Consider the following 26,155-nt stretch of genomic DNA (forward strand, 5'->3'; position numbering starts at 1 on the left):
AGTAACCACCATGTCTGTCCGCCGTCTGGCCCCGAAAGAGCAGCAGCCCGCATCCTTCGCGTTCACGCCCGAGAATCTGGCGTGGGCAAAGAAGCAGATCGAGAAATTTCCGCCCGGCCGTCAGGCCTCCGCGGTGATCTCGATCCTGTGGCGCGCGCAGGAGCAACATGCCGGCTGGGTGTCGGAAGCTGCGATCCGCTACGTCGCCGACATGCTGGAAATGCCGTATATCCGCGTGATGGAGGTCGCGACCTTCTACACCATGTTCCAGCTGCAGCCGGTCGGCAAGAAGGCCCACATCCAGGTCTGCGGCACCACGCCCTGCATGCTGCGCGGCGCCGGCGACCTGATCGATGTCTGCAAGCATCGTATCCATCACGATCCGTTCCATCTGTCGGAAGACGGGGACTTCTCGTGGGAGGAGGTCGAGTGCCTCGGCGCCTGCGTGAATGCGCCGATGGTGATGATCTGGTCCGATACCTATGAGGATCTCACCAAGGACAGCATGAACAAGCTGATCGACGGTTTTGCCTCGGGCAATCCGCCGAAGCCGGGTCCGCAGATCGATCGCCAGCATGCGGCGCCGGAAGGTGGCGCGCGCGTGCTGAAGGATACGTCTGCGAACTACACCAAGCAGTTCGACGCTCCGCCGAAGGAGCCGGCGCTTGCCGATGCCGAGCCGAAGAAGGCGGGCGAGGCTGCCAATGTCCAGGAACGGCCTGCGCCGAAGCCGCCAGCGGCTGACGCGACCAAGGACAATCCGCCGAAGGACAAGACGCCGAAGGAGCCCAAAAAATGAAGCGGGCGCGCGCCAAAGCCATTGCATTGAAGTCGGGGGACGATGCCATGAACAAGTGGCTGTATATGTTGCTGCACACCGCGGCTGCAGCTGCGTTCATGTTCATCCTGCAGCGTTTCGTCCTGCAGTCCACGCTTGAATCGAGCTTGATCTGGGCGATGGCCTTCGGCCTTGGCGCCGCAGTGATCGCTTTCAAGCAAACCAATCGCTGATCGAGGAAGCCATGCTCGACGACAAGGATCGCATCTTCCGCAATCTGTACGGCCTCGAAGACTGGGGTCTCGATGGCGCGCGCCGCCGCGGCGGCTGGGATGGTACCAAGACCATCATCGACAAGGGGCGCGACTGGATCATCAACGAGATGAAGGCGTCGGGCCTGCGCGGCCGCGGCGGCGCCGGCTTCCCCACCGGCATGAAGTGGTCCTTCATGCCGAAGGAGAGCAAGGACGGCCGTCCGAGCTATCTGGTCGTCAATGCCGACGAGTCCGAGCCGGGTACCTGTAAAGACCGCGAGATCATGCGCCATGATCCGCATACGCTGGTCGAAGGCTGCCTGATCGCGTCTTTCGCCATGGGCGCGAATGCCTGCTACATCTATGTCCGCGGCGAATTCATCCGCGAGCGCGAGCGCCTGCAGGCGGCGATCGATCAGGCTTACGACGCCAATCTGATCGGCAAGAACAACATCCATGGCTGGCCGTTCGACCTCTATGTCGCCCATGGCGCCGGCGCTTACATTTGCGGTGAAGAAACCGCGCTGCTCGAAAGCCTCGAAGGCAAGAAGGGCCAGCCGCGGCTGAAGCCGCCGTTCCCGGCCAATGTCGGTCTCTATGGCTGCCCGACCACCGTGAACAACGTGGAGTCCATCGCGGTTGCGCCGGACATCCTGCGTCGTGGTGCGTCGTGGTTCGCCGGCATCGGCCGTCCGAACAATGTCGGCACCAAGCTTTACGGCATCTCCGGCCACGTCAACACGCCTTGCGTCGTCGAGGACGCCATGAGCATTCCGTTCAAGGAGCTCATCGAGAAGCATGGCGGCGGCATCCGCGGCGGATGGGACAATCTGCTTGCGATCATTCCCGGCGGTGCCTCGTGCCCGCTGATCCCCGCTGCGGATTGCGAAGAACTCATCATGGACTTCGACGGCACTCGCGCCGTGAAATCCTCGTTCGGCACCGCCGGCGTCATCGTCATGGACAAGTCCACCGACGTCGTCGCGGCGATTGCCCGCATCAGCTACTTCTTCAAGCATGAGAGCTGCGGCCAGTGCACGCCGTGCCGCGAAGGCACTGGCTGGATGTGGCGCGTGCTCACCCGCATGGTCGAGGGCCGCGCCCACAAGCGCGAGATCGACATGCTGCTCGAAGTCACCAAGCAGGTCGAAGGCCACACCATCTGCGCGCTCGGCGATGCCGCCGCGTGGCCGGTGCAGGGCCTGATCCGCGCCTTCCGCCCGGAGATCGAACGCCGCATCGAAGAGTTCAGCCGCAAGGCTTCGCTCGATGATCAGGGCATCCTCGATCCCGCGCATCTGGTCGCGGCGGAGTAAGGGCAATGACGAAACTGATCATCGACGGCAAAGAGATCGAGGTCCCGGCGGATTACACGCTGCTGCAGGCGTGCGAAGCGGCCGGTGCCGAGATTCCGCGCTTCTGCTATCACGAGCGCCTGTCGATCGCCGGCAATTGCCGCATGTGTCTGGTGGAAGTGAAGGGCGGACCGAAGCCGGTCGCGAGCTGTGCCTGGGGCGTGCGCGACTGCCGTCCTGGCCCGAATGGTGAGCCGCCGGAAATCTCCACGCGTTCGCCGATGGTCAAGAAGGCCCGCGAAGGCGTGATGGAATTCCTGCTCATCAACCACCCGCTGGATTGCCCGATCTGCGATCAGGGCGGCGAGTGCGATCTGCAGGATCAGGCGATGGGCTATGGTGTCGACACCAGCCGCTTCGCCGAAAACAAGCGCGCGGTCGAGGACAAGTATCTGGGCGCGCTGGTCAAGACCTCGATGACCCGCTGCATCCAGTGCACGCGCTGCGTCCGCTTCGCTGCGGAAGTCGCCGGTGCGCCGGAGATGGGCGCCATCGGACGCGGCGAGGACATGGAGATCACCTCCTTCCTCGAAACCGCGCTGACGTCCGAACTGCAGGGCAATCTCGTCGATATCTGCCCGGTGGGTGCGCTGACCTCGAAGCCTTACGCCTTCGCGGCGCGCCCGTGGGAGCTCGGCAAGACCCAGTCCATCGACGTGATGGACGCGGTCGGCTCGGCGATCCGCGTCGATACCCGTGGCCGCGAAGTGATGCGCATCCTGCCGCGCGTCAACGAGGCGGTGAACGAGGAATGGATCTCGGACAAGACCCGGCACGTCGTTGACGGTCTGCGCACCCAGCGCCTCGACCGTCCGTATCTGCGCGAGAACGGCAAGCTGCGCGCTGCAACCTGGAGCGAGGCTTTCGCCGCCGTCGCTGCGAAGGTGTCGGCGGTCGGCAACAAGGTTGCCGCCATCGCCGGCGATCTCGCCGCCGTCGAGGAGATGTTCGCCATCAAGGCGCTGCTGGCTTCACTGGGCTCCAGCAATGTCGCGACGGCTTCGACCGCTGCGTTCGACGCAAGCGCCGGCCGCGCATCCTACATCTTCAATCCAACCATTGCCGGCATCGAGCAGGCCGATGCGCTGCTGATCGTGGGCGCCAACCCGCGCAAGGAAGCGGCCGTGCTCAACGCCCGCATCCGCAAGGCCTGGCGCGGTGGCAAGCTGAAGATCGGCGTGATCGGCGAGAAGGCCGATCTGACCTATCGCTACGAGCATCTCGGCGCCGGCACCGATACGCTGGCTGATGTCGTTGCCGGCAAGCACTCGTTTGCCGACGTGCTCAAGAACGCCCAGAACCCGATCGTGCTGGTCGGCGCCGGCGTGACCTCGCGTGCGGACGGCGCCGCCGTGCTGGCGCAGGCCGCCAAGCTCGCCTCCGATGTCGGCGCCATCAAGGACGGCTGGAACGGCTTTGCGGTGCTGCACTCGGCCGCCTCGACGGTCGGTGCGCTCGATATCGGCTTCGCCGGCGGGCAGGGCGCGAAGGGTGCAGATGTCGTGTTCTCGCTCGGCGCCGATGACGTCGAGATCGCCACCGGCGCCTTCGTCGTCTACATCGGCACCCACGGTGACAAGGGTGCCCATCGCGCCGACGTGATCCTGCCGGGCTCGGCCTATACGGAAAAATCCGGTATCTTCGTGAATACCGAAGGCCGGGTGCAGATGGCGGAGCGTGCCGGCTTCCCGCCGGGCGACGCCCGCGAGGACTGGGCGATCATCCGCGCACTGTCAGACGTGCTCGGCAAGAAGCTGCCCTTCGACTCGCTGGCGCAGCTGCGCCAGGCGATCTTCAAGCAGGTGCCGCATCTCATGCGTCTCGATCAGATCGAGGCCGGCGATGCCGCAGCAATCAAGACCCTCGCAGGGAAGGGTGGCGCCGTCGACAAGGCGCCATTTAAGAGCCCGGTCGAGGATTTCTACCTCACCAACCCGATCGCGCGTGCGTCAGCCGTCATGGCGGAATGCTCCCGTCTGGCCTCGGGCCAGTTGCTGACGGCGGCGGAGTAAGACGATGGCTGAACTCTGGACTGGCACTCTCTGGCCGCTGATCATCATGATCGCACAGAGCCTTCTTGTGCTCGTATTGCTGCTGGTGGCGATCGCCTACATCCTGTTGGCTGACCGCAAGATCTGGGCGGCCGTGCAGATCCGCCGCGGTCCCAACGTGGTCGGTCCGTTCGGTCTGTTGCAGTCGTTCGCCGACCTCTTGAAGTTCGTGCTGAAGGAGCCGGTGGTTCCGTCGGGTTCGAACAAGGGCGTGTTCCTGCTGGCGCCGCTGGTGTCATGTATCCTGGCGCTTGCCGCCTGGGCCGTGATCCCGATGAATCTCGGATGGGTCATTGCCGACCTCAATGTCGGCGTGCTCTACATCTTCGCGATCTCGTCGCTGTCGATCTATGGCATCATCATGGCCGGCTGGGCGTCGAACTCGAAGTATCCCTTCCTGTCGGCGCTGCGCGCTGCCGCGCAGATGGTGTCCTACGAAGTCTCGATCGGCTTCGTGATCATCACGGTGCTGCTCTGCGTCGGTTCGCTGAACCTGACCTCGATCGTCATGGCGCAGGATTCCAAGTGGGGCATCCTCGGCTGGTACTTCATCCCGCTGTTTCCGATGTTCGTGGTGTTCTACGTCTCGGCGCTGGCTGAAACCAACCGCCCGCCGTTCGATCTCGTCGAAGCGGAATCGGAACTGGTCGCAGGCTTCATGACGGAATACGGCTCGACCCCGTATCTGCTGTTCATGCTCGGCGAATATGTCGCCATCGTTTCGATGTGCGCGCTGGCGACCATCATGTTCCTCGGCGGCTGGCTGTCGCCGATCCCGTTCGCACCGTTCACCTGGGTGCCAGGCATCATCTGGTTCGCCATCAAGGTGATGTTCATGTTCTTCCTGTTCGCGATGGCGAAGGCGATCGTGCCGCGCTACCGCTACGACCAGCTGATGCGTCTCGGCTGGAAGGTGTTTCTGCCGCTGTCGCTGGCCTACGTGATTATCGTCGCCGGCGTGCTGCAATTCGGGGGCCTGGCTCCGAAATGAGGTCGCTATGAATATCAGGGCAACAGCTCACTCGCTTCTGCTGGCAGAGTTCGCGCAAGCGTTCGTTCTCGCCATGCGGTATTTCTTCAAGCCGAAGCCGACCTTGAACTATCCGTTCGAGAAGGGGCCGATCTCGCCGCGCTTCCGCGGTGAGCATGCGCTGCGCCGTTATCCCAACGGCGAGGAGCGCTGCATCGCGTGCAAGCTGTGCGAAGCGGTCTGCCCGGCGCAGGCGATCACCATCGAGGCCGGCCCGCGCCGCAACGACGGCACCCGCCGCACGGTGCGCTACGACATCGACATGGTGAAGTGCATCTATTGCGGACTGTGCCAGGAAGCCTGTCCGGTCGACGCTATCGTCGAGGGGCCGAATTTCGAATTCGCCACCGAGACGCGCGAGGAGCTTTTCTATGACAAGGCCAAGCTGCTCGCCAACGGCGACCGCTGGGAACGCGAGATCGCCAAGTCGCTCGCGCTCGACGCACCGTACCGGTAAGGGGCAATCATGATCTTCCCCGCACTGTTCTTCTATCTGTTCGCCGGCGTTTGCGTCGCCTGCGCGGTCATGGTGATCGCGTCGCGTAATCCTGTGCATTCGGTGCTGTTCCTGATCCTCGCTTTCGTGAACGCATCGGGCCTGTTCATCCTGATGGGCGCCGAGTTCCTGGCGATGCTGCTGATCGTCGTCTATGTCGGCGCGGTCGCGGTGCTGTTCCTGTTCGTGATCATGATGCTCGATGTCGACTTCGCGCAGCTGCGTGAAGGCTTCATCCAGTATCTGCCGGTCGGCCTGCTGGTCGGCGCGATCTTCCTGGCCGAGCTGCTGCTCGTCGCCGGCGGCTGGGTGATGAATCCCAACGCCGGCAAGGCGATCACCGCGGCGATCCCGGGCAATGTCACCAACACCGAGGCGCTCGGCCTCGTGCTCTATACGACCTACATCCATTACTTCCAGCTCGCCGGTCTCGTGCTGCTGGTGGCGATGATCGGCGCCATCGTGCTGACGCTGCGCCATCGCGGCTACGTCAAGCGCCAGGACATCAACGTCCAGAACGCACGCACCAAGGCGCTCGCCATGGATGTGCGCAAGGTGCCGGTCGGGCAGGGCCTGCAGGATTCCGATTCAGGGAGCTGGATCAAATGACGATCGGTCTCGGACACTATCTCGCCGTCGCGGCGATCCTGTTCACGCTGGGTATTCTCGGCATCTTCCTGAACCGGAAGAACATCATCGTCATCCTGATGTCGATCGAACTGATCCTGCTGGCGGTCAACATCAACATGGTGGCGTTCTCGACCTTCCTCGGCGACATCGTCGGTCAGGTGTTTGCGCTGCTGGTGCTGACCGTTGCGGCCGCTGAAGCGGCGATCGGTCTCGCCGTGCTCGTCGTGTATTTCCGCAACCGCGGCTCGATCGCGGTTGAAGACGTCAATCTGATGAAGGGCTGAGCCACTCATGATCCAGGCTCTCGTATTCCTGCCGCTGATCGGTGCGCTGATCGCCGGCGCCATCGCCCTCGCGGGTGCGCATGGCCGCAACCCGAGCGGCGACGACATGGACCACGCGCACGGCCACGGCGATCATGGCCATCATGCCGATGCCCACGCGTCGCATGCGCATGACGACCATGGTCACGACGATCACGGTCATGACGATCACCATCACGTGGCCGAGCCGGCCGCGATGGGTTCGCGCGCGGCCGAGCTGATCACTGCCGGCCTGCTGGTGGTGTCGGCAGCGCTGTCCTGGATCACCTTCGCCGACGTCGCCTTCAACCATCACGACCTGCGCGTGGTGCTGCTGAGCTGGATCAACACCGGCGACCTGCAGCTGTCTTGGACGCTGCGTGTCGACACGCTGACCGCCGTGATGCTGGTCGTCGTCACCACGGTGTCGTCGCTCGTGCACATCTATTCGCTCGGCTACATGGAGGACGATCCGAACCGGCCGCGCTTCATGGCCTATCTGTCGCTCTTCACCTTCATGATGCTCATGCTGGTGACGGCCGACAACCTGTTGCAGCTGTTCTTCGGCTGGGAGGGCGTCGGTCTGGCCTCCTATCTGCTGATCGGTTTCTGGTTCAAGAAGCCGTCCGCCAACGCCGCCTCGATCAAGGCGTTCGTGGTCAACCGCGTCGGCGACTTCGGCTTCCTGCTCGGCATCTTCGCGATCTTCATGCTGCTCGGCACCACCGATTTCGACGCCATCTTCGCGGGTGCGCCGGGTCTGGCCGGCAAGACCATCAACTTCTTCGGCTGGCATGCCGACGCGCTGACGCTCGCCTGTCTGCTGCTGTTCGTCGGCGCCATGGGCAAGTCGGCGCAGTTCCTGCTGCACACCTGGCTGCCGGACGCGATGGAAGGCCCGACCCCGGTGTCGGCGCTCATCCATGCCGCCACCATGGTCACCGCGGGCGTCTTCATGGTCGCCCGTATGTCGCCGCTGTTCGAACTCGCGCCGAATGCCCAGGCCGTCGTCATGCTGGTCGGCGCCACCACGGCGTTCTTCGCGGCGACCATCGGTCTCGTGCAGAACGACATCAAGCGCATCGTCGCTTACTCGACCTGTTCGCAGCTGGGCTACATGTTCGTGGCGCTGGGAGCAGGGGCCTATTCGGTCGCCATGTTCCACCTGTTCACGCACGCCTTCTTCAAGGCGTTGCTGTTCCTGGGCTCGGGCTCGGTGATCTATGCGATGCATCACGAGCAGGACATCCGGAAGATGGGTGGCCTGTGGAACAAGATCCCGTTCACCTATGCGATGATGACCATCGGTACGCTGGCGCTGACCGGCTTCCCGTTCACCGCCGGTTATTTCTCGAAGGACGCGATCATCGAGGCCGCCTACGCTTCGCACAATCCGTTCGCCTTCTACGGCTTCCTGATGACCGTGGTCGCGGCGCTGCTGACCTCGTTCTATTCATGGCGTCTGGTGTTCAAGACTTTCCACGGCAAGCCGCACGATCAGAAGCACTACGATCACGCGCATGAACCGCCGATGTGGATGCTGTTTCCGCTGGCCGTTCTGGGCATCGGTTCGTTCGCCGCCGGCTTCCCGTTCAAGGAAGCGTTTGCCGGACATCACGTGGCCGAGTTCTTCCGCGAATCGCTGAAGATGAACCCCCACATCCTCGAAGAGATGCACCACCTGCCGACCTGGGTGCCGTATCTGCCGACGGTCATGATGGTGCTCGGCTTCCTGATCTCGTACCTGTTCTACATCCGCAAGCCATACCTGCCTGTGGAGCTGGCGAACCAGCAGCCGCTGCTCTACAAGTTCCTGCTCAACAAGTGGTACTTCGACGAGCTGTACGAAATCATCTTCGTCCGCCCGGCCAAGTGGCTCGGCCGCTTCCTCTGGAAGAAGGGCGACGGCATGGTCATCGATGGCTTCGGGCCTGACGGCGTCTCGGCGCGCGTGCTCGATGTCACCCGCGGCGTCGTCAAGGTGCAGACGGGTTATCTCTATCACTACGCCTTCGCGATGCTGATCGGCGTGGCCGGGCTCATCACCTGGTTCATCTTCGGCCTGGGGGGCCAGTAATGTCGGGCTCTGTCATGACCTGGCCGATCCTGTCGGTCACCACCTTCCTGCCGGTCGTCGGCGCCATCCTCGTCTATCTGATGGCCCGCGGCCGCGACGAGGCCGCCGATCGCAACGCCAAGTGGATCGCGCTGTGGACCACCATCGTCACCTTCGCGGTGTCGCTGATCATGGTGGCGCGCTACGACGGATCGAATGCCGGCTTCCAGTTCGTCGAAAAGGCGCCCTGGCTGGCTGCGACCATCAACTACCACATGGGCGTGGACGGCATTTCGTTCCCGTTCGTGATCCTGACCACGGCCCTGATGCCGTTCTGCATCCTGTGCAGCTGGAAGTCGGTGTCGAAGCGCGTGCCGGAATACATGATGGCGTTTCTGGTTCTGGAAACGCTGATGATCGGCACTTTCTCGGCGCTCGATCTCGTGCTGTTCTACCTGTTCTTCGAAGGCGGCCTGATCCCGATGTTCCTGATCATCGGCATCTGGGGCGGACCGCGCCGCGTCTATGCGGCCTTCAAGTTCTTTCTCTACACGTTCCTGGGCTCGGTGCTGATGCTGCTCGCCATCATGGCGCTGTACTGGCACGCAGGGACCACCGACATCCCGACACTGATGAACTCGTCGGTGCCGCGTAACCTGCAGATGTGGGCATGGCTGGCCTTCTTCGCGTCCTTCGCCGTGAAGATGCCGATGTGGCCGGTGCACACCTGGCTGCCGGATGCGCACGTGGAAGCGCCCACTGCTGGCTCAGTGGTGCTGGCTGCGATCTTGCTGAAGATGGGTGGCTACGGCTTCCTGCGCTTCTCGCTGCCGATGTTCCCCGACGCGTCGCTGTATTTCGCGCCGCTGGTGTGGACGCTCTCGGCTATCGCGATCGTCTATACGTCGCTCGTGGCGCTGATGCAGGAAGACATCAAGAAGCTGATCGCCTATTCGTCGGTCGCGCATATGGGCTACGTTACCATGGGGATCTTCGCCGGCACGACGCAGGGCGTCTCCGGCGCGGTGTTCCAGATGATCTCGCACGGCATCGTGTCGGGCGCGCTCTTCCTCTGCGTCGGCGTCGTCTATGACCGCCTGCACACCCGCGAGATCGCGGCCTATGGCGGTCTCGTCAACCGGATGCCGATCTATGCGATGCTGTTCATGGTCTTCACCATGGCCAATGTCGGTCTGCCCGGCACGTCCGGCTTCGTCGGCGAATTCCTGACGCTGCTCGGCACCTTCAAGGTCTCGATCCCGACCGCCACCGTCGCCTGCGCCGGCGTCATCCTCTCGGCTGCCTATGCGCTCTGGCTCTACCGGAAAGTCGTGTTCGGCGATCTGGTGAAGCCGTCGCTGATGAGCATGAAGGACATGACCTTCCGTGAGGGCCTGCTGCTGGTGCCGCTCGCCATCCTCACCATTCTGTTCGGAGTCTATCCGAAGCCGGTGCTCGACATGTCGGCGGCTTCGATCGATCTCGTCGTCAAGAATTATGCTGCTGCAACCTCTGCCGTGAAGGCAGCGGCGCTGCTGCACTGACCGCAGCGGACCAGGAACTCGCGCTATGACAATTACCACCGCTGGTTATTCACTGCTGCCCGTGCTGCCGGAGCTCATCCTGGCCGTTGGCGCCATGGTGCTGCTGATGATCGGCGCCTTCAACGGGCCGAAGACGACCGGGCTGATCACCGGGCTCGGCATCTGCCTGCTGGTCGTCACCGCCGTCGCCGAGCTGATGCTGCCGGCGGGCAAGCTCGTCACCTTCGGCGGCAGCTTCATCGTCGATGACTACGCGCGCTTCCTGAAGGTTCTGGCGCTGATCGCCTCCGGCGTCACGCTGCTGTTGTCGCGTGAATTCCTCGAGCACGAGAGCCGCCGCATCTTCGAATATGCGATCCTGGTTCTGCTCTCGACCATCGGCATGATGGTGCTGATCTCGGCCGGCGATCTCATCACGCTCTATCTCGGCCTCGAACTGATGAGCCTTGCGCTCTATGTCGTCGCCGCCTCGAACCGCGACAACGCGAAGTCCACCGAAGCCGGCCTGAAGTATTTCGTGCTCGGCGCGCTGTCCTCGGGCATGCTGCTCTACGGCGCCTCGATGGTCTATGGTTTCACCGGCACCGTGAACTTCGCCGGCATCGCCGCCGAGGCCAAGGTCGGCAATATCGGCCTCGTCTTCGGTCTCGTCTTCGTGCTGGCCGGCCTCTGCTTCAAGGTCTCGGCCGTGCCGTTCCACATGTGGACGCCGGACGTTTACGAAGGTGCGCCGACCCCGGTCACCGCTTTCTTCGCCTCGGCGCCGAAGGTGGCCGCGCTTGCCGTGTTCACCCGCATCGCGCTCACCGCATTCCCCGGCATCACCGTGCAGTGGCAGCAGGTGGTGGTGTTTGTGTCGCTGGCCTCCATGGTGCTCGGCTCATTTGCGGCCATCGGCCAGACCAACATCAAGCGCCTGATGGCTTACTCGTCCATCGGTCACATGGGCTTCGCGCTGGTCGGCCTCGCGGCCGGCACCCAGGAAGGCGCGCAGGGCGTGCTGATCTATATCGCCATCTATGTGGCGATGACGCTCGGTTCCTTCGCCATCATCCTGACCATGAAGCGGGGCGGCCAGCCGGTCGAGACCATCAAGGATTTCGCCGGCCTGTCGCGCACCAATCCGGTGGTGGCGTTCTTCTTCGCCATGTTCCTGTTCTCGCTGGCCGGCGTGCCGCCGCTCGCGGGCTTCTTCGGCAAGTTCTACGTCTTTATGGCGGCGATCAAGTCGGGCTTGTTCGTGCTCGCCGTGGTCGGCGTGCTCGCTTCGGTCGTGGGTGCGTTCTATTATCTCCGCATCGTCAAGACGATGTACTTTGACGAACCGGTCGGCGAACTCGATCCGATGCGTGTCGAGCTGCGCACTGTGCTGGCGGTGACCGGCGTGTTCAACATCCTGTTCTTCGTCTATCCGGCTCCGCTGGTCAGCGCGGCACAGCTGGCAGCGAAGTCGCTGTTCTAGTGGCCTTCGCGCTCGGGCCACGCGCACGGGCGGCGAGCACCAAGCTCGCCGTCTTCGATACCACCGGCTCGACCAATGACGATGCCAAGGAACACGCCCGCGCCGGTGAGCGCGGGCCGATGTGGTTTGTGACGACCGAACAGACCGCAGGGCGGGGGAGGCGACAACGTCCGTGGGTCGCCCCGCGCGGCAACCTCGCCAACAGTCTCCTCGAAGTACTCGATATCGCTCCGGCTCAGGCGGCGACGCTGGGCTTTGCGGCTGGCCTTGCGGTCGAGGCGGCGCTGCAGCGGGTCAGCCTGGAAGCGCGGCTTCGCGGACCCGGATCGGCGGGGATGGACTTTCGCCTGAAATGGCCGAATGACGTTCTTGCTGGCAGGAGCAAGATCTGCGGTATAGGGCTGGAGGCTGAACCGATGGCTACGGGCGGCCTTGCGGTCGTCGTCGGGATCGGCATCAATGTCGTTGCATCCCCCAAGGACACGCCATATCCGGCCACCTCGCTCCGCGAACTCGGTATCGACGTTGATGCCGAGGGGCTGTTCGCTGCGCTGTCAGACGCCTGGGCGGACTATCGCGCCATCTGGGACAACGGCCGCGGTTTCAGCGCCATCCGGGCGGCCTGGCTGGAACGGGCCGCAGGGCTCGGCGAGCCCGTCTCGGTACAGACAGGAAGCTCCACCATTTCAGGAATCTTCGATACGATTGACGACGCCGGTTGTCTGATCGTCGCGACTGCGGACGGCCGGCGCGTGCCGATCTCGGCGGGCGACGTTCACTTCGGCTCCGCGGCGTCGGCAAGGACTGCAGGATGACACGACCGGACGAACTCACTTTTGCGCCGCTGGGCGGCGTCGGCCAGATCGGCATGAACCTGTCGATCTACGGCCTCGGCAACCGCCATCAGCGGAGTTGGCTGGCGATCGATCTCGGCGTCTACTTTGGCGACGAAGAGCATCTCCCCGGCATCGACCTCGTGATGCCCGACATCACTTTCCTCGAGAAGCAGAAGAAGAACCTCGTCGGTCTCGTGCTGACCCACGCCCATGAGGACCACTTCGGCGCTATCATCGATCTGTGGCCGAAGCTGCAATGCCCGATCTATGCGACCAAGTTCTCGGCCTCGCTGTTCGAAGCGAAATGCGCGGCCGAGCGCGGTGCGCCGCAGATCCCGGTCACGGTCGTCGAATCCGGCGCTCGCATCACTATCGGCCCGTTCGATGTCGAGTTCATTCCGGTCGCACATTCGATTCCGGAATCTCACGCCATCGCGCTGCATACGCCGGTCGGCACCGTGCTGCACACCGGCGACTGGAAGATCGATCCGACGCCGATTATCGGCAAGCCCACCGACGAGAAGCGTCTGCGCGAACTCGGCGATGCAGGCGTGCTGGCGATCGTCGGCGATAGCACCAATGCCGTGCGGGACGGCCGCTCGCCGTCCGAGATGGAAGTCGCGGCAACGCTCACCAAGCTTGTGATGGCCGCGAAAGGCCGCGTCGCCGTCACCACCTTCGCCTCCAACGTCGCCCGAGTCCGCGCCGTCGCCGAAGCAGCGCAGGCGTCCGGCCGCGAGGTCGTGCTGGTCGGTCGTGCCATGGAGCGGGTGGTGCAGGTGGCGCGCGAATGCGGCTATCTCGATGGCCTGCCGGCGTTCCGCAATGCCGATTATTACGGTCATTTCCCGCCGGACAAGGTGCTTGCGCTCTGCACCGGCAGCCAGGGCGAAAGCCGCGCCGCGCTGGCGCGCATCGCCAACGACGATCATCCGCTCGTGACCCTCAACAAGGGTGACACCGTGATCTTCTCGTCGCGTACCATTCCCGGTAACGAGAAGGCCGTCGGCACCATCGTCAACGGTCTCGTCACCCAGGGCATCGAAGTCGTCACCGACCGCGACGCCCTCGTGCATGTCTCCGGCCATCCGCGCCGCGACGAACTCCGCGACATGATCTCATGGGTGCGTCCGGAATTGCTGATCCCGGTGCATGGCGAAGCACTGCATCTGTCCGAGCACGCCAAGCTCGCGCGTGCCTGCGGTGTACCGAAGGTGATGATCGTCAAGACCGGCGATCTCGTCGTGCTCGGTCCCGGCAATCCCGCGGTCATCGACCAATTGCCGTCGGGCCGGCTGTTCAAGGATGGCATGATCCTCGAGAACGAGAAGTCGCGCGCCGTTACCGAACGTCGCCGTCTCGGCTTTGCCGGCTGCGCGATGGTCGCGCTGGCGGTCACCGATAAGGGTGAGCTGGTCGACGATCCCGCCGTCGATCTGATTGGCATCCCCGAGAAGAACGCCGCCGGCCAGCTGCTCGATGACATCGTCTACGACGTCGTTGTCGATACGGTCGAGAACCTGCCGCGGGCCCGCAAGCGCGATCCCGATGCCATGGCGGAGTCGGTGCGGCGCGCGGTCCGCTCCACCATCGCCGAACATTGGGGTAAGAAGACCATCTGTTATGTACAGGTCCTGACGGTCGAATAAGAAAACAACGACGCAAGAACAAGACGGAGGAACATCATGCTGGGCAGGCTCAACCACGTGGCGATCGCGGTGGCCGACGCGGCGAAGGCCGCGAAGATTTACGGCACCGCCTTCGGCGCCGAGATTTCCGATCGCGTGCCGCTGCCCGAGCACGGCGTCTACACCGTGTTCGCAACGCTGCCCAATACCAAGATCGAGTTCATCGAGCCGCTCGGCGAGGCGTCGCCGATCGCAAAGTTCGTCGAGCGCAATCCCGACGGCGGCATCCATCACATCTGTTATGAAGTGCCCGATATCGTCGCGGCGCGTGACCTGCTGATCAAGGAAGGCGCCCGCGTGCTCGGCGATGGCGAGCCGAAGATCGGCGCCCATGGCAAGCCGGTGCTGTTCCTGCATCCGAAGGATTTTTCCGGCGCGCTGGTCGAGATCGAACAGTCCTGAGGGCGCGATGGCCTATACGATCTCCACATCGCTCGCCATCTATTTCGTGATCTGGTGGGTGACGCTGTTTCTCACGCTGCCCTTCGGTGTCCGCAGCCAGCAGGAAGCAGGCGAGGGCGTCGAAGGCACCGATCCCGGCGCACCCGTGATGGCGCGCATGGGGCGCAAGCTGATCTGGACGACCGTGCTGTCGGCGGTGTTCTTCGCCGCGGGCATGGCCGCGCACAATGCCGGCTGGCTCAACATCGAGCGGCTGTCGCAGCTGATGGGCATTCCGCTGTGAGGCCGCGCTCGCAGGCACCATGGAGAGCGATCGCATGAAGCGCTTCCTGCTGTTTCTGCTGCTCGGGCCGGCCGTCGGCTTTACGGCATTCGAGATCCGCGAACTCCTGAGCGGAAAGGTGATCGGCGGCTTTCCCGGCTTCATCATGGGGCTGCCATTCGCCTATTGGTTCGGTCTCATTCCCTCGCTGATCATGTGGGGCGAGGACTGGTTTCTCGAGGACAAGATGGGCCTGTGGCCGAAGGTGCTGACCTCGGCCATCACCGGCTACGTCGTCAGCATCGCCATGCTGCTGATCTGGACATCGGTACCGATCCCGCTGCCGCAGATACTGACCTTCGGCCTCGTCGGCGCGTCCCAGGGACTCGTTTGTTCGTGGCTGTCCGGCATCAAGCCGAAGCGCGATGTGGTGCGTAGGACGGATCAGCCGAAGGCGTAATCCGCCATTCTTCGCCAAACGCATTCGGCCGGCGGATGATGGCTTGCCTGATCCGCCCTGCGATTTGCGTGCAACAATTGGCCGCGTGTCGGCGGCTTGCATCGATGGTCTGGATTGGCGAAAGAGAGCGCGCTTCTCGTGAAGCATCTGCTCCAAAAAAAAGAGCAGGGCACTCGGCCCTGCTCGGAAAATTGTATGACCCTATATACCCCGATCGTTGGATTTTATCCTTGATTGGCGGGTTGACGCTGCTTGAGCGCGTCAGGGTTCCTCCCGAGACTTGGACCGTTAAGACTTGGACCGTTCCAGACGCCCCCTTGCGGACTTGTCTGAGTTTCGAGTCGTAGCTGAACTTTTTGTGTTTGTCATCAATTTCGGCATAGTCTGTTCAAAATTGAGGCATGCATAGAATTCGTTGATGTCCTGCCACTGTGGGTTGTGGCATTCTCGGCGTTTGCAGGGGTTATAACGCGGAGGTTGCGCAATGCAGCGTTTGCGGCATCCGCTGCCTCCCGCTCGACAGCCAACAGATCGAGCAGCCGCCCTTGTGTTTTGTCCGGCGATCCGGTTTCACTCGGGCCTTCTTTCTTCACTCCGATTCCTTAGGCTTCACGATGCGGCTGTCGCGCTATTTTCTTCCCATCCTCAAGGAAACGCCGAAGGAAGCGGAGATCGTCTCGCATCGCCTGATGCTGCGCGCCGGTATGATCCGCCAGGAAGCCGCCGGCATCTATGCGTGGCTGCCGCTCGGCCTGCGCGTGCTCAAGAAGATCGAGGCCATCGTACGCGAGGAGCAGAACCGCGCCGGTGCCATCGAGCTTCTGATGCCGACCCTGCAGCTCGCCGATCTCTGGCGCGAAAGCGGCCGTTATGACGCTTACGGCCCGGAGATGCTGCGCATCACCGATCGCCACAAGCGCGAGCTGCTTTACGGGCCGACCAATGAGGAAATGATCACCGAGATTTTTCGCGGTTACGTGAAATCCTACAAGAGCCTGCCGCTCAATCTCTATCACATCCAGTGGAAATTCCGCGACGAGCAGCGCCCGCGCTTCGGCGTCATGCGTGGCCGTGAATTCCTGATGAAGGACGGCTATTCCTTCGACATCGACGAAGCCGCGGCGAAGCGGTCCTACAACCAGATGTTCGTCGCCTATCTGCGCACCTTCGCCCGCATGGGCCTGAAGGCGATTCCGATGCGCGCCGAGACCGGTCCGATCGGCGGCGACCACAGCCATGAATTCATCGTGCTCGCCGAGACCGGCGAGTCCGGCGTGTTCTGCGACAGGAACGTGCTCGATCTGCCGATCCCGCCGTCCGATGTCGATTACGGCGGCGATCTCACGCCCATCATCGATCAGTGGACGTCGATCTACGCCGCGACCGAAGACGTGCACGATGCCGCCCGCTTCGAGAGCGAGGTGCCGCCCGAGCGCAGGCTGAACACCCGCGGCATCGAGGTCGGCCAGATCTTCTATTTCGGCACCAAATATTCCGACAAGATGCAGGCCACTGTCGCCGGTCCGGATGGCGCCGAGGTGCCGATCCATGGCGGCTCCTATGGCGTCGGCGTGTCGCGCCTGCTCGGCGCCATCATCGAGGCCTGCCACGACGACAACGGCATCATCTGGCCCGAGGAAGTTGCGCCGTTCCGGGCCGCCATCCTCAATCTCAAGCAGGGCTCGGCCGATACCGACGGCGCCTGCGAGGCGCTTTACAGGGAGCTCACGGCCAAGGGCGTGGACGTGCTCTACGACGACACCGACCAGCGTGCCGGCGGCAAGTTTGCTACCGCCGATCTGATTGGCGTGCCCTGGCAGATCCTCGTCGGTCCGAAGGGCCTCGCGGAAGGCAAGGTCGAGCTGAAGAAGCGCAGCGATGGTTCGCGCGAGAACATCGCGCCGGCTGAGGTCGTCGCAAAGCTGACGTCCTGACGACTTATCCACTGCATGGTCGCCGCATCCGCTGCGATGCGGCTAGAATAAGCCCGATTCGTATGGGAGTCGGGCGACGGATGATGCCATGAGCGAGCCAGTTCGAACCCCACCCTTTGCTGCCTTCGAATGGCTGCTGTCCGGACGCTATCTCCGTGCACGCCGCAAGGAGGGATTCATCTCGGTCATTGCCGGCTTCTCCTTTGTTGGCATCATGCTCGGCGTCGCCACGCTGATCATCGTGATGGCCGTCATGAACGGCTTCCGCAAGGAACTGCTCGACAAGATCCTCGGCCTTAACGGTCATATCCTCGTGCAGCCGCTCGAGCGTCCGCTCACCGACTGGAAGGAGGTGGCCGACCGCATCAACGGCGTCGATGGCATTCGCCTCGCAGCGCCCGTGGTCGACGGTCAGGCGCTTGGTTCGTCGGCGTTCGGCGCATCGGGTGTGTTCGTGCGCGGCATCCGCGCCGCCGACCTCAACAATCTCACCTCCATCGCCAAGAACATCAGGCAGGGCACCCTCGAAGGTTTCGACGAAGGGCAGGGCGTCGCCATTGGCCGCCGCCTGGCCGACCAGCTGTCGATCCATGCCGGCGACAACATCACGCTGGTGGCGCCGAAGGGCGCGGTGACACCGATGGGCACCACGCCGCGCATCAAACCCTACAAGGTCGCTGCGGTGTTCGAGATCGGCATGTCCGAATACGATTCGACCTTCGTGTTCATGCCGCTGGCCGAGGCGCAGGCCTATTTCAACCGCAACAACGATGTCACCTCCATCGAGGTCTATACGAACAATCCCGACAAGATCGACGTCTACCGCAAGGCGGTGACCGAAGCGGCAGGGCGTCCGGTCTTCCTGGTCGATTGGCGGCAGCGCAACGCGACCTTCTTCAACGCGCTGCAGGTCGAGCGCAACGTGATGTTCCTGATCCTGACCCTGATCGTGCTGGTGGCGGCGCTCAATATCGTCTCCGGCCTGATCATGCTGGTGAAGGACAAGGGGGCCGACATCGCCATCCTGCGCACCATGGGCGCCTCGCAAGGCGCGATCATGCGCGTGTTCCTGATCACGGGCGCGGCCATCGGCGTGGTCGGAACGCTGGTCGGTTTCGGCGTCGGCCTTCTGGTCTGCATGAATATCGAGGCGATCCGGCAGTTCATCTCCTGGATGACCTCGACCGAACTGTTCTCGCCGGAGCTGTATTTCCTGTCCAAATTGCCCGCGGAGATCGATGTCGGCGAAACCAGTGCAGTGGTCATCATGGCCTTGACGCTGTCCTTCCTCGCCACGCTGTATCCGTCATGGCGCGCCGCGCGGCTCGATCCGGTCGACGCGCTGCGATACGAGTGAGTGGCTGAGATGGCGCAGGGGGATGAAGATACACCGGTTCTGTATCTGCACGACATCAAGCGGCAATACACCCAGGGCGAAAGCCTGCTGACGATCCTCGACAATGCCAAGCTCGGGCTTTGGGCCGGGCAGTCGGTGGCGCTGGTGGCGCCGTCGGGCTCCGGCAAGTCGACTTTGCTGCATATCGCCGGTCTGCTGGAAAGTCCCGATGAAGGCGAGGTCTATGTCGGCGGCGTCGCGACCTCGGGCCTGTCGGATGCCGAACGCACCCAGATCCGTCGCACCGATATCGGCTTCGTCTATCAGTCGCATCGCCTGCTGCCGGAATTCACCGCGCTGGAAAATGTGATGTTGCCGCAGATGATCCGCGGGCTGAAGCGCAAGGAGACGGTGCAGCGCTCGAAGGAGATCCTCGCCTATCTGGGTCTCGGCGAGCGTGTCACCCATCGTCCCGCGGAATTGTCCGGTGGTGAGCAGCAGCGCGTCGCGATTGCCCGTGCCGTCGCCAATGCACCGCGCGTGCTGTTGGCGGACGAGCCGACCGGCAATCTTGATCCGCACACCGCCGATCACGTTTTCAACGCGCTCATGCAACTGGTGAAGGCGACGCGGGTGGCGATGCTGATCGCGACCCACAATATGGAGCTCGCCGGCCGCATGGATCGCCGGGTGTCGCTCGACAACGGCAAGGTCGTGGAGCTGCCGTAAAGCTGGCTGTGACCGTAGATCCGCCCTACGGCTCGGCGCCATTTTGTTCCCATTTTGTTCTTGACAAAATTCCCATGATCGTCCATATCCCTCCCGTCTTGTTCGCGAGGGGCGCTCTCATGAGGCGTCTTTGAGCGGGGCGAGATGCGGCGCCTGCGGGCGGGGGAGGACGTATCCCTCGCACTCGGGAGGCCTGGGGTCACCGTCCGGGCCCACTACGGGGCTCTGCCGCTTGCGGCTGGACGGGTGCGGATGACGGCTGGCGAAAGCCGGTCCGATGGCAGGGCACCTGCCAGCTTCCAGTACCCGGAAGCACGGTCCCTCGGCCAAAAACCGTCGCGGTGGCACGCCGTCAGGCGTTGCGCGGCTCAGGTTTGCCGGCGATCCGGCAGGCAGGGGCAGCGTCAGAAACCACCACTCGCGCCTGGCGGCGTGCCGCCTCCCCTCATGTCTTCGAGGGGAGACCTGCTCACACCTCGGACGCGCAAGCGCCGCGAGAATGCGGACCTGTGACCTCACGCAAAACGACCGGCAGAGCCGGCCGTTCAATCGCCTGGTCGTGCAGATGTTCAGTCGTTGCGCTGCTTCTTGCGCTTGCGCGGGGCAGGCCGCTCGTCATAGGCCGGCTGAGGCGCATAAGCGAGCGCCGGATTGGCGAAGCAGGAGAGGCCGAGACCCGACGCCGTGTTCGCGCACTGCCGGTAGTTCGCATAGCTGCAATCGTCGTCACCATACAGTGAGCGCATGCAGAAGGGGTAGCCGCTCGGCGTGTAAAAGGAGAACGGGCCGGGATTGTAACGCTGTGCCGCTGCGGACGTGACGTCGAGGGCTGTGGTGGCGCCAAGGGCCAGCAAGGCAAACAGAGCTGCACGCATCAAGGGTCTCCCTGCCGACTCGCTGCCGGCGGTCAATATCGTTGGCAGCACAAAGCCGGTCGCACGGCCATTCGTCAACTCACAAAGCAGCCGCCGCGCCCCAATGCCGCCTGGAGACATCGCCCGGCGGGCTTTTTGGCATGCAGGGCTCCTGGTTGCACAAAAGCGTGCAGCCGACCACACGCGTAAAATGCCCGTCATTCAGGTTAAGAAAGGATTAAAATGAGTGGCCGGGTAAGCTTGTAAACGGCGTTCACACAATGGCCGAGCCGGCCACGATAAGCCCGATCCGGTGGATGCAAGGGATCAGGGAGTTATCGCCATGTTCGGCGAGGGATCGATTGTGGTCTGGGTGGCGCTCGGCTTGTTCCTGGTGCCGATCATTTTCCTTGCGCTCGGCCTGCATGCCTGCAGCGAGATCAAGGATCCGAAGGATTATCACTGACCCAAAAGAGAAGCCTATCGTCGCGCGCCGATGAGGCCGAGCGTTCCGGCTCTTAACCATCTCTCCGTGCTGGTTCTGTTCTCATGCTCAGTCCCGCTTGACTCTTGGAACGGAATAAGAACATTGTTCTCCGTATGTTCCAGATGGGATCACGGAGGCTGACATGCTGAAGACCTTTGTTGAAGAAGCCGCGGCGCTGGCATCGATCGTTCTGTTCGTCGGGATGATCGCCGTTTGGGCGCAAGTCATCCCCCAGCTCTGAGGCTGGCGCGGCAGGATCGTTCGGAGCGCGGGAAAACGGGGATGCGGCCCGGGGTCGTCCGGTTTCAAATGGACAGCCGGGCGGGCCGGGGCCACGATAGCCCGGCGAGTCGGATGCTTGGCGCCGCCGCCTTTCCCGATATTTCCTGCGAAGTGCCGACATGTCCGACCCCATGAGCCCGCGTCCCGCCGTGTCCACACCCGGCTTCGTGCATCTGCACGTTCATTCGGCCTATTCGCTGCTGAAGGGCTCCATCAAGGTCGCCAAGCTCGCCGACCTCGCCAAGGCCGACCACCAGCCGGCGCTGGCGCTCACCGACATGGACAACATGTTCGGCGCGCTGGAGTTCTCCGAGAAGCTGGCCGGCTCCGGCATCCAGCCGATCGTCGGCGTCGAGCTCGCCGTCGATTTCGGCGATCAGGACCCGAACGCCCGCAACGCGCTCAACATCGTGCAGCCGCGCATGGTGTTTCTCGCCACCCGCGAGCGTGGCTATCAGAGCCTGATGCGGCTCAATTCGCGCGCTTTCCTCGAAACGCCGGTCCACCAGACCCCGCATATCAAGCTCGACTGGCTGAAGGACGAGGCCGAGTGTGTGATCGCGCTCACGGGCGGTCCGGACGGTCCGTTGTCGCAGGCGTTGATCGCCGATCAGGCCGCGCTCGCCGCGCAGCGCTGCGAGCAGCTTGCCGGACTGTTCGGCGATCGCCTCTATATCGAATTGCAGCGCCACAATATCGAGAAGGAACGCCGTGCCGAAGCGGGGTTGATCGACCTCGCTTACACCAAAGGCCTGCCGCTGGTCGCTGCGAACGAGCCGTATTTCGCAACCGCCGAAGATCACGAGGCGCATGACGCCCTGTTGTGCATCGCCGGCGGCAGGATCATCGCCGAGAGCGACCGCGAGCAACTGACGCCCGATCATCGCTTCAAGACACGCGCCGAAATGGCGGTGCTGTTCGCCGACATCCCGGAGGCCCTGGCGTCTACCGTCGAGATCGCCGAACGCTGCGCCTATCGGCCGCGCACGCGCAAACCGATCTTGCCGCGCTTCACCGTCGGCGCAGGCAGCAATGCCGAAGCGGCAGCGCAGGAGGAAACCGACGAATTGCGCCGGCAGGCCGTCGAGGGTCTGGAGCGTCGGCTCAAGGTGCATGGCCTGTCGCAGGGACGCAGTGAGGAGGACTATCGGTCGCGGCTCGATTTCGAGCTGAGCGTCATCGCCCGCATGAATTATGCCGGCTACTTCCTGATCGTGTCGGACTTCATCAAATGGGCGAAGTCGCAGGGCATTCCGGTCGGGCCGGGCCGCGGTTCGGGCGCAGGCTCGCTGGTCGCCTGGGTGCTGACCATCACCGATCTCGATCCTCTGCAATTCAACCTGCTGTTCGAGCGCTTCCTCAATCCGGAACGCGTGTCGATGCCCGACTTCGACATCGACTTCTGCCAGGACCGCCGCGGCGAGGTGATCTCCTATGTGCAGGAGCGCTACGGCCGCGATCAGGTCGCGCAGATCATCACCTTCGGGACGCTCCAGGCCCGCGGTGTGCTACGTGACGTCGGTCGCGTGCTGCAGATGCCCTACGGGCAGGTCGACAAGTTGACCAAGCTCGTCCCGCAAAATCCAGCCGCGCCGGTGACGCTCAAGCAAGCGATCGAGGACGAGCCCAAACTGCAGGCGGCGCGGGACGAAGACCCGATCGTCGCCAAGGCTTTCGACATCGCGCAGAAGCTGGAAGGTCTGACCCGCCACGCCTCGACGCATGCGGCGGGCATCGTGATCGGGGACCGGCCGTTGTCAGAGCTCGTGCCGATGTATCGCGATCCGAAATCGGATATGCCGGTCACCCAGTTCAACATGAAGTGGGTCGAGCCCGCGGGCCTCGTGAAGTTCGACTTCCTCGGCCTGAAGACGCTGACCGTGCTCGATGTCGCGTGCAAACTGCTCAAGCAGCGCGACATCCATGTCGATCTCGCCACGACGCCGATCACCGATGCGGCGAGTTACGAAATGCTGGCGCGCGGCGAAGTGGTCGGTGTGTTCCAGGTGGAAAGCGCCGGCATGCGGCGCGCGCTGGTGGATATGCGGCCCGACCGGTTCGAGGACATCATCGCGCTGGTCGCGCTGTATCGCCCGGGCCCGATGGCGAACATCCCGACCTATTGCGCGCGCAAGCATGGCGACGAGGAGCCGGAATATCTGCACCCGATCATCGAGCCGATCCTGAAGGAGACCTTCGGCGTCATCATCTATCAGGAACAGGTGATGCAGATCGCGCAGGTGATGGCGGGCTATTCGCTCGGCGACGCCGATCTGTTGCGCCGCGCCATGGGCAAGAAGATCCGCGCCGAGATGGAGAAGCAGCGCGAGATTTTTGTCGCGGGCTCGGTGAAGAACGGCGTACCGAAAGGGCAGGCCGATACGATTTTTGATCTGCTCGCGAAGTTCGCCGACTACGGCTTCAACAAGAGCCATGCAGCGGCCTATGCGCTGGTGTCGTATCACACCGCTTATATGAAGGCGCATTATCCGGTGGAGTTCATCGCCGCGTCCATGACGCTGGACATGAGCAACACGGACAAGCTCTCGGAATTCCGTGCTGAAGCGCAGCGGCTCGGCATCAAGGTCGAGGCGCCCAACATCAATCGTTCCGGCGTCGTCTTCGAGGTAGGCGAGAACACGATCTATTACGCGCTGGCGGCGCTGAAGGGCGTTGGCGCCGCTGCTGTCGAGCAGATCGTCGCGGAGCGCAACAGGAACGGGCTGTTCACCTCGCTCGCCGATTTCGCCTCACGGGTCAGTCCCAAGGCCGTCAACAAACGGATCATCGAGACGCTGGCCGCTGCCGGCGCGTTCGATACGCTCGATCCGCACCGAGCCCGCGTGCATGGCGGCGCGGACAGCATTCTTGCCGCCTGCCAGCGCGCCAACGAGGCTGCGACCTCGGGGCAGAACGACATGTTCGGCGGCGCCACCGATGCGCCCACGGTGATGCTGCCGCAGATCGACAACTGGCTTGCCGCCGAGAAGCTGCGCAAGGAATACGATGCCATCGGCTTCTTCCTGTCCGGCCATCCGCTCGACGATTACGCCACTGCATTGAAGCGGCTACGGGTGCAAAGCTGGGCTGATTTTTGCAAGGCGGTGAAGACGGGGGCGACGGCCGGCAAGGTCGCCGCAACCGTCGTGTCGCGTCAGGAACGCCGCACCAAGACCGGCAACAAGATGGGCATCATGGGCCTGTCGGACCCGACCGGCCATTTCGAGGCGATTCTGTTCTCCGAGGGCCTCGCCCAGTACCGGGACGTGCTGGAACCCGGCGCCGCAGTCCTGCTGCAGCTCGGTGCGGAACTCCAGGGAGAGGATGTTCGTGCCCGCGTCATTCATGCGGAACCGCTCGACGCGGCCGCAGCAAAGACGCAGAAGGGTCTACGGATTGTGATGAAGGACACCAAAGCATTGGATTCGTTGGAAAAACGGCTCCAGCGGCAGATCGGTCCGGGCAATGGAGGCGGTGACGTCTCGATTGTCCTACGGCTCGATCTCCAGACCGAGGTCGAATTCAAGCTCGACGGCCGATTCGTGGTGTCGCCGCAGATCGCCGGGGCGATCAAGGCCGTGACGGGCGTCGAGATGGTCGAGACCCTGTAGGGCAAGGCAGGTCAAGGATTCAATTTTGGATCGGAAGGATTGAATCCTTCATAATCAACCGGATTTCCTTGCTTATCCGCAGAATCCGGCTATAAGCCGGCCCATCTCACACGGAAGCATGGCAATTTCGCCGTCCGGTGGCACCGGGCTGCTGGCAGATTCATCTGTCCGCACAGCCCTTTGCTCACACGCTTCCGGAGGAACAAACCGGAGAACTACAACGATGGCACTACCTGAATTCACCATGCGTCAGCTCCTCGAAGCTGGCGTTCACTTCGGCCACCAGTCGCACCGCTGGAATCCGAAGATGGCCGAATATATTTTCGGCGCCCGCAACAACATCCACATCATCGACCTCGCGCAGACCGTGCCGCTGCTGCACAACGCGCTGAAGGCCGTGAGCGACACCGTCGCCAAGGGCGGTCGCATCCTGTTCGTCGGCACCAAGCGCCAGGCGCAGGACGTTGTGGCCGAAGCCGCCAAGCGCTCGGCGATGTACTTCGTGAACTCGCGCTGGCTCGGTGGCACGCTGACCAACTGGAAGACCATTTCCGGTTCGATCAAGCGCCTGCGCCATCTCGAGGAAGTTCTCAACTCGGGCGATGCCGCTCAGTACACCAAGAAGGAGCGCCTGACGCTGCAGCGCGAGCGGGACAAGCTCGACCGCTCGCTCGGCGGTATCAAGGACATGGGCGGCTTGCCCGACCTCATCTTCGTGATCGACACCAACAAGGAAGACATCGCGATCCAGGAAGCCCAGCGTCTCGGCATTCCGGTGGCGGCGATCGTCGACACCAATTCGGATCCGAAGGGCATCACCTACGTCGTTCCGGGCAATGACGACGCCGGCCGCGCGCTGTCGCTGTATTGCGATCTCGTCGCCCGTGCTGTCATCGATGGCATTTCGCGCAACCAGGGTGAAGCGGGCTACGATGTCGGCGCCTCGGCTGCTCCGGTTGCGGAAGAGCTTCCGGCTTCGGGCTTCCAGGGCCTTGCCGGTCCGCGCGGCACCGCCGACGACCTCAAGAAGCTCACCGGCGTGTCGGGCGCCATCGAGAAGAAGCTGAACGACCTCGGCGTGTTCCACTACTGGCAGCTCGCCGAGCTCGACCATGACACCGCTCACAAGATCGGCGAAGAAGTCGGACTGCCGGCCCGCGCGGACGCTTGGGTTGCCCAGGCCAAGTCGCTGACCGCGGAAGCCGAGTAAGCGCAAGGCGCGATCCCGCGAGCTGTCCGGCTTGCGGGCATTGTGCCTGTGTTGAAGAAAAACGTGCGGCCGTCATGTCGGCCGCACGTTCCGTATCTACAATTCT

The 26,155-nt window shown here is 63.2% G+C and carries 23 protein-coding genes; 22 read left to right on the top strand and 1 reads right to left on the bottom strand.

The window, feature by feature from the left end:
* Positions 1 to 10: 10 nt before the first annotated feature.
* The 19 genes from nuoE to E0H22_RS12945 all read left to right on the top strand — a co-directional run bounded on the left by nuoE (position 11) and on the right by E0H22_RS12945 (position 19,605).
* Entirely contained in the window at positions 11 to 799 is a 789-nt protein-coding gene (gene nuoE / locus E0H22_RS12855) for an NADH-quinone oxidoreductase subunit NuoE (RefSeq protein ID WP_233026009.1), read from the top strand.
* On the top strand, positions 796 to 1,011 hold the full coding sequence (locus E0H22_RS12860) for a hypothetical protein (RefSeq protein ID WP_233026010.1): 216 nt from the start codon (positions 796 to 798) through the stop codon (positions 1,009 to 1,011). Before nuoE ends, E0H22_RS12860 begins: the two co-directional genes overlap by 4 nt.
* 11 nt (positions 1,012 to 1,022) lie before the next feature.
* Positions 1,023 to 2,348 (top strand): NADH-quinone oxidoreductase subunit NuoF, encoded by a 1,326-nt coding sequence (gene nuoF / locus E0H22_RS12865; RefSeq protein WP_233026011.1) that lies wholly within the window; start codon positions 1,023 to 1,025, stop codon positions 2,346 to 2,348.
* 5 nt (positions 2,349 to 2,353) lie between these two features.
* The gene (gene nuoG, locus E0H22_RS12870; RefSeq protein ID WP_233026012.1) at positions 2,354 to 4,399 is read left to right on the top strand and encodes an NADH-quinone oxidoreductase subunit NuoG; all 2,046 of its coding nucleotides are present in this window, start codon (positions 2,354 to 2,356) and stop codon (positions 4,397 to 4,399) included.
* Between the two features lie 4 nt (positions 4,400 to 4,403).
* The gene (nuoH, locus tag E0H22_RS12875) at positions 4,404 to 5,429 is read left to right on the top strand and encodes an NADH-quinone oxidoreductase subunit NuoH (protein ID WP_233026013.1); all 1,026 of its coding nucleotides are present in this window, start codon (positions 4,404 to 4,406) and stop codon (positions 5,427 to 5,429) included.
* A gap of 7 nt (positions 5,430 to 5,436) precedes the next feature.
* Positions 5,437 to 5,925: an NADH-quinone oxidoreductase subunit NuoI gene (gene nuoI, locus E0H22_RS12880; RefSeq protein WP_211908800.1), complete on the top strand. Its 489-nt coding sequence runs from the start codon at positions 5,437 to 5,439 to the stop codon at positions 5,923 to 5,925.
* A 9-nt stretch (positions 5,926 to 5,934) separates the two neighbouring features.
* Positions 5,935 to 6,573: an NADH-quinone oxidoreductase subunit J gene (locus E0H22_RS12885; protein ID WP_233026014.1), complete on the top strand. Its 639-nt coding sequence runs from the start codon at positions 5,935 to 5,937 to the stop codon at positions 6,571 to 6,573.
* Entirely contained in the window at positions 6,570 to 6,878 is a 309-nt protein-coding gene (gene nuoK, locus E0H22_RS12890) for an NADH-quinone oxidoreductase subunit NuoK (RefSeq protein WP_068730883.1), read from the top strand. The genes E0H22_RS12885 and nuoK overlap by 4 nt, the downstream gene beginning before the upstream one ends.
* Before the next feature lie 7 nt (positions 6,879 to 6,885).
* Positions 6,886 to 8,973: an NADH-quinone oxidoreductase subunit L gene (nuoL, locus tag E0H22_RS12895; protein ID WP_233026015.1), complete on the top strand. Its 2,088-nt coding sequence runs from the start codon at positions 6,886 to 6,888 to the stop codon at positions 8,971 to 8,973.
* Complete coding sequence (locus E0H22_RS12900) at positions 8,973 to 10,496, top strand: NADH-quinone oxidoreductase subunit M (RefSeq protein WP_233026016.1); 1,524 nt, start codon at positions 8,973 to 8,975, stop codon at positions 10,494 to 10,496. The genes nuoL and E0H22_RS12900 overlap by 1 nt, the downstream gene beginning before the upstream one ends.
* Positions 10,497 to 10,521: 25 nt before the next feature.
* Complete coding sequence (nuoN, locus tag E0H22_RS12905; protein ID WP_233026017.1) at positions 10,522 to 11,958, top strand: NADH-quinone oxidoreductase subunit NuoN; 1,437 nt, start codon at positions 10,522 to 10,524, stop codon at positions 11,956 to 11,958.
* Positions 11,958 to 12,773: a biotin--[acetyl-CoA-carboxylase] ligase gene (locus E0H22_RS12910; protein WP_233026018.1), complete on the top strand. Its 816-nt coding sequence runs from the start codon at positions 11,958 to 11,960 to the stop codon at positions 12,771 to 12,773. Before nuoN ends, E0H22_RS12910 begins: the two co-directional genes overlap by 1 nt.
* Positions 12,770 to 14,443: a ribonuclease J gene (locus E0H22_RS12915; RefSeq protein WP_233026019.1), complete on the top strand. Its 1,674-nt coding sequence runs from the start codon at positions 12,770 to 12,772 to the stop codon at positions 14,441 to 14,443. The genes E0H22_RS12910 and E0H22_RS12915 overlap by 4 nt, the downstream gene beginning before the upstream one ends.
* Before the next feature lie 36 nt (positions 14,444 to 14,479).
* The gene (gene mce / locus E0H22_RS12920; RefSeq protein WP_233026020.1) at positions 14,480 to 14,884 is read left to right on the top strand and encodes a methylmalonyl-CoA epimerase; all 405 of its coding nucleotides are present in this window, start codon (positions 14,480 to 14,482) and stop codon (positions 14,882 to 14,884) included.
* A 7-nt stretch (positions 14,885 to 14,891) separates the two neighbouring features.
* Positions 14,892 to 15,167, top strand: a complete 276-nt coding sequence (locus E0H22_RS12925; RefSeq protein ID WP_233026021.1) for a DUF1467 family protein — start codon at positions 14,892 to 14,894, stop codon at positions 15,165 to 15,167.
* Between the two features lie 34 nt (positions 15,168 to 15,201).
* Positions 15,202 to 15,606: a hypothetical protein gene (locus E0H22_RS12930; protein WP_233026023.1), complete on the top strand. Its 405-nt coding sequence runs from the start codon at positions 15,202 to 15,204 to the stop codon at positions 15,604 to 15,606.
* Positions 15,607 to 16,220: 614 nt separating this feature from the next.
* Complete coding sequence (proS, locus tag E0H22_RS12935) at positions 16,221 to 17,540, top strand: proline--tRNA ligase (RefSeq protein WP_233026024.1); 1,320 nt, start codon at positions 16,221 to 16,223, stop codon at positions 17,538 to 17,540.
* 88 nt (positions 17,541 to 17,628) lie between these two features.
* Positions 17,629 to 18,897, top strand: coding sequence for a lipoprotein-releasing ABC transporter permease subunit (locus E0H22_RS12940; protein ID WP_233026026.1), 1,269 nt, complete (start codon positions 17,629 to 17,631; stop codon positions 18,895 to 18,897).
* A 9-nt stretch (positions 18,898 to 18,906) separates the two neighbouring features.
* Positions 18,907 to 19,605 (top strand): ABC transporter ATP-binding protein, encoded by a 699-nt coding sequence (locus E0H22_RS12945; RefSeq protein ID WP_233026341.1) that lies wholly within the window; start codon positions 18,907 to 18,909, stop codon positions 19,603 to 19,605.
* A gap of 569 nt (positions 19,606 to 20,174) precedes the next feature.
* Here the strand turns inward: E0H22_RS12945 and E0H22_RS12950 are convergent.
* On the bottom strand, positions 20,175 to 20,480 hold the full coding sequence (locus E0H22_RS12950) for a DUF3551 domain-containing protein (protein ID WP_233026028.1): 306 nt from the start codon (positions 20,478 to 20,480) through the stop codon (positions 20,175 to 20,177).
* Between the two features lie 322 nt (positions 20,481 to 20,802).
* Between E0H22_RS12950 and E0H22_RS25935 the strand changes: the two genes are divergently transcribed.
* The 3 genes from E0H22_RS25935 to E0H22_RS12960 all read left to right on the top strand — a co-directional run bounded on the left by E0H22_RS25935 (position 20,803) and on the right by E0H22_RS12960 (position 26,049).
* Positions 20,803 to 20,925: a hypothetical protein gene (locus E0H22_RS25935; protein ID WP_283818826.1), complete on the top strand. Its 123-nt coding sequence runs from the start codon at positions 20,803 to 20,805 to the stop codon at positions 20,923 to 20,925.
* Between the two features lie 452 nt (positions 20,926 to 21,377).
* On the top strand, positions 21,378 to 24,839 hold the full coding sequence (gene dnaE, locus E0H22_RS12955) for a DNA polymerase III subunit alpha (RefSeq protein WP_233026343.1): 3,462 nt from the start codon (positions 21,378 to 21,380) through the stop codon (positions 24,837 to 24,839).
* A 223-nt stretch (positions 24,840 to 25,062) separates the two neighbouring features.
* Positions 25,063 to 26,049 carry a 30S ribosomal protein S2 gene (locus E0H22_RS12960; protein ID WP_233026030.1) on the top strand — a complete coding sequence of 329 codons (987 nt, stop codon included), beginning with the start codon at positions 25,063 to 25,065 and terminating at the stop codon, positions 26,047 to 26,049.
* Positions 26,050 to 26,155 lie beyond the last annotated feature (106 nt).

Source organism: Rhodopseudomonas boonkerdii (assembly GCF_021184025.1).
Taxonomy (GTDB): Bacteria; Pseudomonadota; Alphaproteobacteria; order Rhizobiales; family Xanthobacteraceae; genus Tardiphaga; species Tardiphaga boonkerdii.